This is a genomic window from Nonomuraea sp. NPDC000554, from assembly GCF_040300065.1.
In the GTDB taxonomy this organism is placed as follows: domain Bacteria; phylum Actinomycetota; class Actinomycetes; order Streptosporangiales; family Streptosporangiaceae; genus Nonomuraea.
In genome coordinates, this window is sequence record NZ_JBEPDC010000002.1 from 286,442 (window position 1) to 298,829 (window position 12,388).

Annotated in this window: 12 protein-coding genes; 6 read left to right on the plus strand and 6 right to left on the minus strand. The window is 67.2% G+C overall.

The window, feature by feature from the left end:
* Positions 1 to 38: 38 nt before the first annotated feature.
* Positions 39 to 1,418, plus strand: a complete 1,380-nt coding sequence (locus ABT294_RS05260) for a hypothetical protein (protein WP_350803687.1) — start codon at positions 39 to 41, stop codon at positions 1,416 to 1,418.
* Between the two features lie 183 nt (positions 1,419 to 1,601).
* Here ABT294_RS05260 and ABT294_RS05265 read toward each other — a convergent pair whose 3' ends face one another.
* From ABT294_RS05265 to ABT294_RS05275, 3 genes are all read right to left on the minus strand, one after another.
* On the minus strand, positions 1,602 to 2,144 hold the full coding sequence (locus tag ABT294_RS05265; RefSeq protein ID WP_350803688.1) for a flavoprotein: 543 nt from the start codon (positions 2,142 to 2,144) through the stop codon (positions 1,602 to 1,604).
* A 99-nt stretch (positions 2,145 to 2,243) separates the two neighbouring features.
* Positions 2,244 to 3,185, minus strand: coding sequence for an inositol monophosphatase family protein (locus ABT294_RS05270; RefSeq protein WP_350803689.1), 942 nt, complete (start codon positions 3,183 to 3,185; stop codon positions 2,244 to 2,246).
* A 10-nt stretch (positions 3,186 to 3,195) separates the two neighbouring features.
* Positions 3,196 to 4,338 (minus strand): hypothetical protein, encoded by a 1,143-nt coding sequence (locus tag ABT294_RS05275; protein ID WP_350803690.1) that lies wholly within the window; start codon positions 4,336 to 4,338, stop codon positions 3,196 to 3,198.
* Positions 4,339 to 4,606: 268 nt separating this feature from the next.
* On the opposite strand from ABT294_RS05275, the gene ABT294_RS05280 reads away from it, so the two are divergent.
* The 3 genes from ABT294_RS05280 to ABT294_RS05290 all read left to right on the plus strand — a co-directional run bounded on the left by ABT294_RS05280 (position 4,607) and on the right by ABT294_RS05290 (position 7,339).
* Positions 4,607 to 5,041, plus strand: a complete 435-nt coding sequence (locus ABT294_RS05280; RefSeq protein WP_350803691.1) for a hypothetical protein — start codon at positions 4,607 to 4,609, stop codon at positions 5,039 to 5,041.
* Between the two features lie 451 nt (positions 5,042 to 5,492).
* Positions 5,493 to 6,620 (plus strand): methyltransferase domain-containing protein, encoded by a 1,128-nt coding sequence (locus ABT294_RS05285; RefSeq protein ID WP_350803692.1) that lies wholly within the window; start codon positions 5,493 to 5,495, stop codon positions 6,618 to 6,620.
* A gap of 143 nt (positions 6,621 to 6,763) precedes the next feature.
* Positions 6,764 to 7,339, plus strand: coding sequence for a cysteine peptidase family C39 domain-containing protein (locus ABT294_RS05290; RefSeq protein WP_350803693.1), 576 nt, complete (start codon positions 6,764 to 6,766; stop codon positions 7,337 to 7,339).
* Between the two features lie 107 nt (positions 7,340 to 7,446).
* Here the strand turns inward: ABT294_RS05290 and ABT294_RS05295 are convergent, their stop codons facing one another.
* Positions 7,447 to 8,421 carry a cytochrome d ubiquinol oxidase subunit II gene (locus ABT294_RS05295; protein WP_350803694.1) on the minus strand — a complete coding sequence of 325 codons (975 nt, stop codon included), beginning with the start codon at positions 8,419 to 8,421 and terminating at the stop codon, positions 7,447 to 7,449.
* 13 nt (positions 8,422 to 8,434) lie between these two features.
* On the minus strand, positions 8,435 to 9,703 hold the full coding sequence (locus ABT294_RS05300) for a cytochrome ubiquinol oxidase subunit I (RefSeq protein ID WP_350803695.1): 1,269 nt from the start codon (positions 9,701 to 9,703) through the stop codon (positions 8,435 to 8,437).
* 390 nt (positions 9,704 to 10,093) lie between these two features.
* On the opposite strand from ABT294_RS05300, the gene ABT294_RS05305 reads away from it, so the two are divergent.
* Together ABT294_RS05305 and ABT294_RS05310 are read left to right on the plus strand one after the other, a co-directional pair.
* Positions 10,094 to 10,534 (plus strand): YybH family protein, encoded by a 441-nt coding sequence (locus ABT294_RS05305; protein ID WP_350803696.1) that lies wholly within the window; start codon positions 10,094 to 10,096, stop codon positions 10,532 to 10,534.
* A gap of 67 nt (positions 10,535 to 10,601) precedes the next feature.
* Entirely contained in the window at positions 10,602 to 11,165 is a 564-nt protein-coding gene (locus tag ABT294_RS05310) for a YceI family protein (protein WP_350803699.1), read from the plus strand.
* Positions 11,166 to 11,281: 116 nt separating this feature from the next.
* Here the strand turns inward: ABT294_RS05310 and ABT294_RS05315 are convergent, their stop codons facing one another.
* Positions 11,282 to 12,178, minus strand: a complete 897-nt coding sequence (locus ABT294_RS05315) for a LysR family transcriptional regulator (protein ID WP_350803700.1) — start codon at positions 12,176 to 12,178, stop codon at positions 11,282 to 11,284.
* Positions 12,179 to 12,388: the final 210 nt, after the last annotated feature.

Consider the following 12,388-nt stretch of genomic DNA (forward strand, 5'->3'; position numbering starts at 1 on the left):
GCCCGTTCGTCCTCATGGGCGAAGGAGGCTTGCTGCCAATGACCCATTCGCTGCGCCGAGCAGGGGCCGCGATCGCGGCCCTGATCGCCGGTCTCATCGTCGTGTTCGCAGTTTCCCCGGCCGCCAACGCGGCGGCCCCCCCTGACGCACAGTCGGTGGTGTCCTACTGGAAGGACAAGAAGGACCCGCTCTATCTGGAGTCGGGCTCGTCGCTGAGCTCGGACCAAGCGTCCAAGATCCGTGACGCCTTGAAGGACTCCAAGAGTGACATCTACGTGGCGGCGCTGCCCGACGGCACGCTGAGCGCCTCCACCGCCGAGCCCTATGTCGACTCCCTTGGCAGAGCGACCGTCCAGGCCAAGGGCGGCGGCCGGGTCACCGTGGCGGTGCTCGACGGCAAGACGCTGTTCGCCGCGTCCAACTTCGGCCAGTCCGGTCTGACCGACCAGCTCGCCAAGCGGGCCGTGAGCGCCAACAGCGACATCGTCGCCGGCATGGAGGACTTCATCGAGCGGATCAACCTGGCCTCGTCCGGCAAGACCCGCGCCGCGCTCGACTCCGGCCCGGTGGGCGGGGGCGGCAGCACCGGCCTCGGCGTGCTGGCCGGCATCGGCGCGGTCGTGCTGGTCGGCGGTGGCGGCCTCTTCCTGTACTCCAAGAACAAGAAGAAGAAGCAGGCCATCCAGGACGCCAAGGACCTCGCCGCGGTCAAGCAGACCGTCGAGGAGGACGTCACCAAGCTCGGCGAGGAGATCACCGCGCTCGACACCGACGTCCAGCTCGCCGGCCAGGGCGGCCAGCACATCAACGAGTGGCAGCAGGCTCTCGACTCCTACGAGAAGGCCAAGACGCAGCTCGCCGCGGTGCAGCGGGCCGAGCAGGTCCGCGACGTCACCCAGACCCTCGAGGACGGCCGTTACGCGCTGGCCGTGGTGAAGGCCAGGGTCAACAAGCAGCCGGTCCCCGAGCGGCGCGCGCCCTGCTTCTTCAACCCGCAGCACGGCCCGTCGGTGCGTGACGTGCGCTGGGCCCCGGCCGGTGGCGCGGTGCGCGACGTCCCCGCCTGCGCGGCCGACGCCGAGGCCGTGGAGCGCGGCTTCGACCCGCAGATGCGCGAGGTCATGGTCGACGGGCAGCGCCGCCCGTACTACGACGCCGGCCCTGCCTACCAGCCGTACGCCTACGGCTACTACGGCGGCTTCGGCGACATCATGACCGGCATGTTCATCGGCACCCTGATGGGCAACATGCTCGGCGGCGGCTTCGGCTTCGGCGGCTACGGCGCCGGCTACGCCGAGGGTGTCGCCGACGCCGGCGGCGGCGACTTCGGTGGCGGCTTCGGCGACTTCGGTGGCGGTGGTGGCGACTTCGGCGGCGGTGACTTCGGTGGTGGCGACTTCGGTGGCGGCGACTGGTAACCAGTAGCCACGCCGATCGGGCGCGCCCCCCTTCCCGGGGGGCGCGCCCTTTCGTCGTGTGGGCCGCCCGGAGTCGTGCGTCCGCAGGGGCCCGCCCCCGTGTCCTGGAGCGTCGTGCGTGGGCAGAATTGGTGATCGACGTGGCCTAATGGCCCCGGCGCAGGGATGACCGCTGGAGACTCGTCAGGGGTTCCGGATCCTGTCGAGGGCGTTGAGGGCGAGGTCCCAGGGGAAGGGCGCTCCTCCGCTGCGGGGTGGCGCGGGCTCCCAGACGCCGGGGCCGTACAGGAAGGTGACGCCGGCGGCACGCAGCACGTCGATGTTGCGCTCGAAGGCGGGATGTGCCGCCTGCGCGCTGTTGACGGCTGGTGCGGCGATCAACGGGGTGCCCATGCCGACGGCCTCGGTGATCAGGCCGAGTGCCAGCGTGTCGCTGATGCCCATGGCCCATTTGTTGATCGTGTTGAAGGACGCGGGACACACCAGGATCGCGTCAGGCTCGGGAAGGACGTCGGGCTCGTCCGGCTGCTTGTAGTCGCAGCGCACCGGGTACCCGGTCTGCGCTTCGAGGGCGGCCCTGTCGATGAACGTCATCGCCTGCGGAGTGGCTACGACACAGGGAGTCCAGCCCCGCCGCGCGACCAACGCGACCAACTCGCCAACGAGGCGGGCACGCGGAGTCGCGCAGACGACGATGTAGAGAACGCGAGGCGGCATCGTGACCATGGCCGCATTCAACCGGACGCCAGACGCATCACGCGCTCATCCTGCGAAGGTCGCGGGCGAATGTGCACGACTGATCGGCAAGGATGCTGCCAACCAGCGTCATTCCTTCGTCATCGTGCTAAGAACGTCCCGGGCAAGAGACAGGCTGGAAGCGGCGACGAACTTCTGCCGCTGGTCCATGGCCTTCCTGATGTCGGCCACGGTTCCGAACTGATAGTCCAACGGGATGGGACGGCCCTGGAGATCGAGGACTACCCCTCCAGCGGCGTTGAGGATGTAGTGCCCTGGCGCCAGATCCCAGATCGCGAAGCCCTTTGCGAACTCGATCATCGCGTCGGTGAAGCCGGCGGCGACGTGGCACAGTCCGATGGACCCGAAGTCCACGCCGATCCGGCCTCGGCTGACACCGTCCTCAGACTGCTGGCTCAACGCCTCTATCAGGCGAGTCTGCTGGGCGAGCGGTTGGAAGCGATCAGAAGGCTTCATGAAGTAGTTCGTGATCAACGCCTCTGGCAGTGAGGCGAACCGATCCAGCCGCAGCGCATGAGAGGTCCCGTCCTTCGTGACGACGAAAGCTTGTTCGTGCCCAGCATCGTCGCGGGCTGCGAGATAGATCTGGAGGTGGTGGAAGATGTCACCCACCACCGCCGCGATCGGGCGCGCGAGGCCACGTGAGTAGACGAGGACATGTGTGTAGCCGTACAGGGCTCGGACGGCTAGTTCGCTCGTGTCGAGTGGATCGACGAGGACGCACAGGTCCGGGTCCGGATCCTCTCCGATGATTTGCGGATCTGCCTCCTCTGAGGCGTAGACGTACGATGGAATGATCTCTGTCAGTAGTTCCCGGTAGCGCTCGTGCATCCACAGGTCGTATTCCGACAAGAAGTTGCCGGCATGTCGAAGGTTCCGGCTCTCCGAGCGATTACCCGATAGTGCGGCCTCGATCAGCCTGGGACGAATCTCGCTGATCACTGTCGCAACCAGCTCTGCTAGGTTCTGCGCAATGCCGGGCAGAGGCGGCCGAGACGTCACGATGAGCACCTCCGTGCCGTCAGCGTAGCTCTAGGGGTGGCTCGATGCCGGGAGGACTCATCGTTGCGGCGATGAACACTGCTTTGAAGTCGGCAGCTCGCATGATGCCCGCGCCGGTCAGGTCGTCAAAGCTGGCCACTTCGAGCTCCCGGCCCTTGGTCATGGCTCCGAATACGGCGAAGTAGACCTCCGCATCTGGGTAGCGGGCGCGGATCTCGCGGGTGATGAATCCAACAACATCCGCGTGCTTGACCTCGAAGTCGCACAGGACGATCGTCGGGGACTCAGGCAGGTCCGGGTACAGGGAGGCCCGATCGAGAGTGATGGAGTCCCGGGTCTTGTTGCACTTGAGGTAGCCGATGGGGCAGCGTCCAAACTGAGCTGACGCGAGGAAGGTCGCCATGACGAGACCTGCCTCATTGATCCCAAAGCAGGCGTCCGCGTCCACCCGACGCCCAACGTTCTTGATCTGTTGGATGAGCCGTTCGAGCCCATATCCGAACGACGCCCAGGTCAGGTTCAGCAGTTGGCCCGGTTTGGGGTTGGGCAGGGAGTAAAGACAGACCTCGGGATTGCCGTACTCGAGAGTCGGGACGGCGAGGTTGAAGTCAGGGCCGATGACGTTGTCCTTGCTGAGGATCACCCGCTCGTCCGGCTTGGCCAGGCGACCGTCCGGCCCTGTCCGTGGTGCAGACGGCTCCTTGGGCGAGTCGGCCGCGGTGAACCTCTTCAGTGAAAGCTGATCTTCGGGTGCAAGGCGCTCGTACGCTTCGGCGATCAGATCGCTGGGAGAGATGTGCTCGTGTGCCACGCCCAAGGGGCCGTTGCTGTACGCAGTGGCGAGGATCAGCAGGCTCGGGAAGCTTGGGGGTGATCCCGCTCCGCCGCGGGCACGCGCCCATGTCTCCCAGGCATTGATGGAGGTACCGCCCAAGCTGGTCTGATGGCCTGTCACCTCGTTGTAACGGACAGCGGCTTGGTCCTGGGAGAGACCGCACGCGTAGCGGTGTGCCTGAAGGCTAGGTATGCCAGGATGCCGATTCATCAGTTCGACGGCGGCTCTTTTGACCGAGCCCGTCTCTTGCCATAGTCGCGTGCCGATACGTGCCAGTTCGCGTCCTCGTGCCTGAGGGCTGCCTCCGGCCCGGCTCTGGGTAGGCATCGCGCCTCCTCATGGCTTCGTCACTAGATTACCCATCCCCATGGGCAATCGGCGAAGCATCCACAAGGAAGAGCAGGTCACCGCTACCTCAAGATCCGAGCATGCGCGGACCTTCTCATAGGTGTGAGGCAGGCAAGCCGGGTTTTACCGTCGACGCATGCCTTCCACACAGGGTGTCCACCGCAGGAACGCCACCGCCTGGCCAAGGGGATTCGTCGGCGCGCTCGCAGTCCCTGACCCAGTCGGCCCTGCTCGCTCGCCTGCCGGGATGGCCGCGCGGCGATTGCGCGGTGCTCTGGAGGACTACGGCATCGCTGCCCAAATCGTCGAGGGGTATGGCGTCGCGCTGGTGTTGGGGGGCGCCGACCTGGCGAGCTGGGGTGAGTGCGGGCCGGAGGGATGGCGTTTCCGCTGGCGGACCGGCCATGTCTCGGCCACCACTGGGAATTGGACGTGGACCGTATGCCCGATGGGTGCTGGGCAGACGGCCGCGCGGCAGATCGCCGAGCGATACCTGCAGGCATGCTCTGGTGGCCATCGACTGGCGGCGGTGGGTGCCGATGCCGCGACCGTCCCGGCAGCGCTCACCGGGGAGGGTCGTGGCGCGCAGACCTGCCCAGAGCCCGAAGTACACGGCTCCGAACACATCCTGCGCAGTCACAGCCTGCATGGTTTGGCAGAGAAACTGGACACGGAGCGGTGACCGAGGTGATCGACTGCATCCGTGGCCGCCATCGTGCGCGGGCCGCAGAAGGGTCATTCGCGCTGGAGTGGCGGCCTTCTGCGCCGAACAGGGACGCGAGAACACGCGTCGAGGACTGGACGTGCCCCTGTCAGGACATCGTCTTTGAGCTGTGTTACAGCGCAGGGCAGGGTTTCATCCGGCGGACCGCCCATGGCGAAGTGCTGGAGAGTCAGCGATGGCGGCCGGCCTTGGCGGCTGTGACGTGGCAAGCCCTGCTCGCAGGAGGGGCGCAATAGACGCTACGTCGCCTGGTTACCCGTCGAACGAATCACAGAGTGGAAGGAGTCCACACAATGGGGAAGCACGATGACGGCAAGAAGCCGTCAGACAAGCCGGTCGAGCGGCCGAAGCCGAGCCAGGACGGGTTTCGTCCCGACCCGCCCGGCAAGCGCGAGAAGCCGGGGAACACATGAGCGCCGGTGAGCGCGTACGTGCCCGCACCGATCAGATCGCGGATCTCGATGACGGGTGGCGGGAGGCGATGCACGCCGTTCCCCGCCACCTGTTCATCCCGGACAGGGCATGGTGCCATCCGGACGACGCGCCCGGGTACGTGATCGATCGGGCCGCCGATCCGGGCGGATGGATGAAGGCCGTGTACTCCGACGCGGCGATCATCACCCAAACGGACGACGGCGCAACTGTAGGAAAGGGGGATTACACCTCTTCGTGCTCCAGGCCGAGCCTCGTCGCAGCCGGGTTGGGTCTGCTCAACCCCTTCGAGGGCGACGAGGTTCTGGAGATCGGCACGGGCACCGGCTGGACGGCGGGCCTGCTGGCGCATCGGCTCGGGGACGAGAACGTCACCAGCGTCGAGATCGACCGTGCCGTGTTCGACAGGGCGGCTGAGAACCTGAACCGATCCGGGCACGTACCCCGGCTGATTCTGGGCGACGGCGCGAGAGGGTGCCCTGAGGGAGCGCCGTATGACCAGGTACACGTCACCTGCGGAGTGGATGAGGTGCCGTACGCGTGGGTGGAGCAGACGCGGCCCGGCGGGACGATCGTCCTGCCGTGGATGCCGCGCTGGGAAGGCGGGCACCTGGCCAAGCTCACCGTGGCCGGCGACGGTACCGCCGTGGGGAGGTTTCATGCGGGCGTCGTCTACATGATGCTTCGGTCGCAGAGGTGGAGCCCGCCCGAGATGGAAGGGGCCTACCGGGACTCGGCCACCTATCTTGATCCGCGTAGGGTGGCGCGTTCCTCCGTCGGGGCCGATATCGCTGTTTCGGCAATGCTGCCGGACGTGAGCGGCGCGTACGCAGACCAGGACGACGGCGAGTTCCACCTGTCGGTGTGGTCGGACGATTCCGACGCCCAAGTCCACTACTCGCCCGACTACAAGCGCGTGGCGGTCCTGCAACGGGGGCCACGTGACCTGTGGGACGAACTGGAGGCCGCCTACCTGCGCTGGATCGCCTGGGGCGCTCCGGATCGTGCCCGCTTCGGGATGACCGTCTCCCCTGATGCCCAGTACGTCTGGCTGGACACTCCGGACAACCCCGTCAAGGGACCGAACGCCGCCCCGAGCCGGTAACCGTCGGCGCCCCTGGTGGGAACATTGACCGGAACGCTTTCCGGGTGGGGAGAGACGCATCGAGGACGGGAGACGCGATGGGCTGCCCAGCCTGCGCCGGCACGAGCGCCCTTCATGAGAACGTGCCCGTCTACACGCAGTTCATGAGCGGAGACCTGATCGAGGCGATCGTCTACGAGGGTGCCGATCCTGCCGAGGATCCGCGTTGGCGGCTGTCCGGTGCTCGGACGCAGGAGGAGTACGGGCAGTGGTGCCGCCACGCGTGCGGGATCGCCTGCCTGCAGATGGTGCTGCACCATCGCGACGGGTACGCGAGGCCCCTGCTGGATCTACTCCACGCATGCACGGCCTACGGCGGGTACGTCGAGGACGGCTCCGGCCACGTCAAGGGCCTCATCTACGCGCCGTTCGCCGCCTACGTCGAGGCCGAACACGCCCTTCAGGCCGAGGTCCACCCCCACCTGACCCTCGACGACATCGCCGCCAGGCTCGCCGAAGGCTGGCTGGTCATGGCCTCCGTACACAGGGAGATCCGCTGCCCTGACGAGCCGGCACCCGGCACCGGCGGGCATCTGGTCCTCGTCACCGGCCACGCTGACGGCACCGTGCACCTGTGCAACCCATCCGGGCACACGCCCGACAGCCGCCGCGCCCAACTGCCTGAGCACGTGTTCGCCGGGTTCTTCGCTGAGCGCGGCATCGCGCTGCGACCGAAGTGAGGGCGGCCGGAATAGGGTCTTGCGCCTGCTGAACGCCTGAACCCGCCACCGGCCTGGTAGCCAAGCGCCACTCACCACAAGCCGCTGCTTGATTCCGCCGCCGTCGCTCAGAAGTAGCTGCTGGCGGTGCGTGCGCGGAGGGCCCACCAGCTCCACGCCTGGTAGGCGATGATCGTCGGGATCAGCACCACTCCGAACGCGGTCAGGATCTGCAGCGTGGCGCCGTCTGCCGCAGCCTCGGCGACGCTCAGGCCTGCGCCGGCCTTGGTGGCCAGTACGTACGGGTGCTGCCCTGCCCCCACCAGCAGCACCGGCACGACCGTTGCGCAGCAGGTGGCGGCGAAGGCGCGGACGCGGTGCCCGCGCGACAGCGACCACCAGGCGGCCACCAGTGCCGTCACCAGCAGCCCGGTCAGGAGCGCCGAGGTGAGGGGGTTGGTCATCGAAGCGCCCACGCCCAGCAGCGTCAACACCAGCGCCAGGACGGCGGCGGCGCCTGCCGCGCCCACCAGGGTGGTGCCCGCCCGGCAGGCCCTGGCGGCCAGGTCAGGGGCCGAGCGCAGCGCCAGGAAGGCCGCCCCGTGCGCGGCGAACAGCAGCGCGACGCTCACCCCGCAGGCCAGCACGAACGGCGTCAGCACCTGGTCGGCCCCGATGTGGAAGCTGCCGTCGGCGAGGCGCGGCACCCCATGCAGCAACAACCCCACCACCAGCCCCCAACACACGGCCGGCAACGCGCCGCCCGCCACGATGAGCGCCTGCCACCACCGGTGGCCGCGGCGGGTACGGCGGCGCAGCTGGACCGCGGCGTTGCCTACCACCAGCCCGACCAAGATCGCCACCACCAGCGGGTACAGCCCGGACAGCAGGCTGCCCTCCAGGTGCGGGAAGGCGCCGAACAGCACGCCGGTGAAGGCCACCAGCCACACCTCGTTGCCCAGGAAGAACGGTGCCATCGCGCCCAGGGCCGCATCGCGGTCTTTCATGAACGGGTGCAGCAACTGCACGCCGAGGTCGTAGCCGCCCAGCACGAAGTACCCGGACAGCAGCAGCCCGAGCAGGGCCAGCCAGAACGTCTGCATGGTCGTCTCGCTCTCAGAAGGCCGGAACCGTTTGCTTGTCTTCGGCCAGCGGCTGCGGCGCGCCGAGTTGGGTGGCGTCCGGGCCGCGCCTGGCCAGGCGGGTGATGAGCGTCCAGTTCGTCACCGCCAGCGCCACGAAGATGGCGATGAAGCTCGCGCACGAGATGGCCAGCGCAGCCGTACTGACATGAGACAGGGCGTCGGCGACCGTCAGCTCGCCGTAGACCAGCCACGGCTGGCGGCCCATCTCGCGGAAGACCCAGCCGCCCACCGAGGCGATGAACGGGAAGGGGATCATCGCGGTCATCAGCCAGGCCAGGGGGCGCCAGCGCACCAGCCAGTCCTTCCACAGCAGGATGACGGCGATCAGGGTGATGGTGGAGATGGTGTTGCCGATGATCGTCATGGCGTCCATCGAGACGCGCAGCCATTCGCCCGGCAGCGTGTAGTCGCCCGCCCCGTACTGCTGGAGGAGTTGGGCCTGCACCTGGGCGACGCCGCTGTCGTCCAGGGCGGCGATCTTCATCGGCTGGGTACGGCGCAGCAGGGGGAACTGCATGTCGCCGACGATGATGACGAAGAAGGAGGCCAGCATGGCCACCCACACCCCCAGGCGGAGCGAGCCGCGAAACAGGTCGGTCTCCTTGGTGCCGCGGGCGAAGTGGTAGGCGCTGACGCCGGCGACGAACACCCCGCCGGTCGTCAGCGCGGCCAGGGTGACGTGGGCCAGCGCGATCAGCGCGCTCGGGTTGGTCAGCAGCGCGGCGAAGTCGGTGAGGTAGGCGGCTCCGTCGCGTACTTGGTAGCCGACCGGGTGTTGCATGAAACCGTTGGCGACCAGGATCCAGTAGCCGGAGGCGTAGGCGGTCAGGGCCACCAGCCAGATCAGCGTGACGTGCACGCCGCGGCGCAGCCGCCCCCATCCGAAGATCCACATGCCGAGGAAGGTGGATTCGGCGAAGAAGGCGATGAGGGTTTCCAGGGCCAGCGGGGCGCCGAACACGTTGCCGGCGAACTTGCTCAGCCCGCTCCAGCTGAGTCCGAACTGGAACTCCATGACGATGCCGGTGGCGATGCCGACGGCGTAGTTGATGAGGTAGAGCTGGCCCCAGAAGCGCGTCATGCGCTCACGTACGGCCGCTTTGGCGGGATCTCGCGTGAACGCGGCCCTGGTGTGCATGATCGCCACGATGGGGACCAGGCCCATCGTGAGGATCACGAACAGCCAGTGGATGCCGGTGGTGGCCGCGAACTGGAGTCGGGCCAGATCCGCAGCGCTCATGGTGCGACCTTCCTGGTGCAGTGGTGTGGTGTGGGGCCCACTGCGACCGTAGAGGACAGGCGCTTATGCCTTCAAAGACCGGTTTTGCCATGACCATATAACCAGCAAGGCATAATCCCTCGCCGATGGCCGCATTGAGCTCACCCAAGGAACGCAGGAGAGCTTGCCCGGGAGGCTGCGGTCGAACAGAGTGCGCCCGGGCTCGCCCTCCAGCCTGGCGATGGTCCTCGCGGCCCGACTGAGGTGCCCAGCCGCGCAAATCACCAGCTCCATCATGCCGCCCAGGACATAACATCATAGCAATATTCATCTTAGACAAGATAACTCCAGAGCCATAGCGTCGGAGGCGTGAGAAGCCAAGGTTCCACCATGGGAAGGGTTGGGGTAGCGATGCCCACGCGACGCGAGGTAGATGAAGCCAAGATCCGCCAGCTGGTCGACAAGATCGTCGACGGGCTCCAAGGCAAGGATCTCGAGGGTCTGAAGCGGCTTTACGCGACGGACATCGTGTCCTTCGACGTCGAGCAGCCGCTCCAGCACGTGGGGATCGAGGCAAAGCTCAAGAACTGGGCGCCCGTGTTCACGTTCTTCGAGAGTGTGACTTATGAGGTTCGCGACCTGACGCTCACCGTGGGCGACGATGTGGCGTTCGGGCACGCCTTCGCTCGTCTCAGCGGCACCCTGAAGGACGGGACGGCGACGAGCGGTATGTGGGTCAGGGTCACGTACTGCCTCCAGAAGATCGACGGCACGTGGTTGATCGTGCACGACCAGGTCTCGGTGCCGCTCGACATCGCCAGCGGCAAAGGGGTTGTCGACCTCGAGCCCTGATCCCGCCACCCCACTCCCCCACTCCCCCGCGCCGCGTCGCCGCGGCACCGCATCCATGGAGGAAGCCATGAAATCCGCCCTCGCGACCGTCGAGATCCCGGGCCATCTGGTCGGCACCTGGAAAGCCGACCCGGTGCACTCCGAGATCGCCTTCACTGTCCGCCATCTCATGATCAACAAGACGCGTGGCCGGTTCACCGGCTACGAGGTCACGATCGTCACAAGCGAGGACCTGCTGGGCTCGTCGGTGGCCGCGACGATCGACCTCGCGTCCATCGACACCGGCAGCGAAATACGTGACAACCACCTTCGCAGCGCCGACTACCTCGAGATCGAGAAGTACCCGACGATGAGCTACCGCTCGACCGGCATCCGCCAGACCCGCGACGGTTGGGCCATCGACGGTGAGCTGACGTTGCACGGCGTCACACGGCAGGTACCGCTGGCCGTCGAGGTGAACGGGTTCGGCCCGGACCAGTGGGGTGGGCAGCGGGCCGGCTTCTCCGCGACCACGGAGATCAACCGGCGCGACTTCGGCATCGACATCAGCACCCCGATGGAGGCCGGTGGCGTCGTAGTCGGCGACAAGGTGTCGATCAGCCTCGAGATCCAGGCCGTTCTCCAGAAGTGACCCGACCCGGACGGGCAGCCGTAAGGCCCCACTCTGCCGACCTCGACCCGTCGACTCGTTGAGGGCTGGGAGACGGCGGGCAATGACGAGCTCGCCGAGATCATGAAAGCGCGTCCTCAGCGCTTCTCCTGTGGTTCGTCAGTGATCCAGTTCCAGTTGGCGATCGTGGTGCGCATCAGGCGGGCGGCGGTGGACAGGTGGCTGCCTGCGCCCCAGTACAGGGTGACCGCACGTCGGCAGTCAGGGCTGTCGACGGGGACCCAGGCGGCGGGGACCCGCGTGGAGCCGGTCCGGGCGAAGGCGGGGACGAGACCGATGCCGAGCCCCGCGCTGATCAGGGCCGCGATGGCGCTGGGCTCGTCGACCTCGCAGACGATCTTCGGGGTATGGTCTCGTGCGGCGAAGAGTCGGTCCAGGAGGCGGCGCTGCCAGTGCCCTTTGCGGGCGCTGACGATGGGCTGGCCGGCGAGCTCGTCGATGCTCACCGACGTACGGCTCGACAGCGGATGGCCGAGCGGCGTGGCCACGCCGACCGCCTCATCGAGCAGTTGGACCGCCTCCAGGCCCTCAGCGGAGATCGGCTGGGAGGCGACGCACAGGTCGACGTCCTGGGCCCGCAGGTGACGGCCCATCTCCTCAGCCGCCATCCAGCGAAGTTCGACCTCGATGGCCGGGTGAGCTCGTTTGAAGGCCGCCAGCGGCCCCGTGAGCGTGAGGAAGGTCTCCGACGCAAGCCGTACGGTGCCCACACCCTCGCTGACGGCCTCGGCCACGGCTCGCCGCCCCGCATCCAGCTCACCCAGGGAGCGTTCGACGTAATCACGGAAGAGCTTGCCCGCGTCATTCAGCCGCAGCCGGCCGCTCCGGTCGAACAGCGGTGTGCGCAGCTCGCTCTCCAGCCGGGCGATGGTACGGCTCAGCGACGGTTGGGCGACGCGAAGCTCCTCGGCCGCGCCGCTGAGGTGTTCCAGCCGCGCCACCACCAGGAACTGCCTGAGCGAGTTCAACTCCATCACGCCTCCAGCTACATAGCACTCCGGTGATATCAATCCTAGGCAAGATAACCCATGAGCCATAGCATCTGGATCTGTTCACACATGTCGAAGCCTGCCGCAGAGGGTGTCACCCTCACTCGTGGCTGGTGGCCGCAAGCTGGACATGACGAGTATCGATGGCTGCGATGAGGACGGCTGCGTCAGCGGTGGTGCACTGATTCGACGGCG

Coding starts and splice junctions, on each gene's coding strand:
- ABT294_RS05260 (WP_350803687.1), top strand. CDS start 39: ATGACCCATTCGCTGCGCCGAGCAGGGGCCGCGATCGCGGCCCTGATC.
- ABT294_RS05290 (WP_350803693.1), top strand. CDS start 6,764: ATGAGCGGAGACCTGATCGAGGCGATCGTCTACGAGGGTGCCGATCCT.
- ABT294_RS05280 (WP_350803691.1), top strand. CDS start 4,607: ATGGCCGCGCGGCGATTGCGCGGTGCTCTGGAGGACTACGGCATCGCT.
- ABT294_RS05310 (WP_350803699.1), top strand. CDS start 10,602: ATGAAATCCGCCCTCGCGACCGTCGAGATCCCGGGCCATCTGGTCGGC.
- ABT294_RS05305 (WP_350803696.1), top strand. CDS start 10,094: ATGCCCACGCGACGCGAGGTAGATGAAGCCAAGATCCGCCAGCTGGTC.
- ABT294_RS05265 (WP_350803688.1), bottom strand. CDS start 2,144: ATGGTCACGATGCCGCCTCGCGTTCTCTACATCGTCGTCTGCGCGACT.
- ABT294_RS05300 (WP_350803695.1), bottom strand. CDS start 9,703: ATGAGCGCTGCGGATCTGGCCCGACTCCAGTTCGCGGCCACCACCGGC.
- ABT294_RS05315 (WP_350803700.1), bottom strand. CDS start 12,178: ATGGAGTTGAACTCGCTCAGGCAGTTCCTGGTGGTGGCGCGGCTGGAA.
- ABT294_RS05295 (WP_350803694.1), bottom strand. CDS start 8,421: ATGCAGACGTTCTGGCTGGCCCTGCTCGGGCTGCTGCTGTCCGGGTAC.
- ABT294_RS05285 (WP_350803692.1), top strand. CDS start 5,493: ATGAGCGCCGGTGAGCGCGTACGTGCCCGCACCGATCAGATCGCGGAT.
- ABT294_RS05275 (WP_350803690.1), bottom strand. CDS start 4,338: ATGCCTACCCAGAGCCGGGCCGGAGGCAGCCCTCAGGCACGAGGACGC.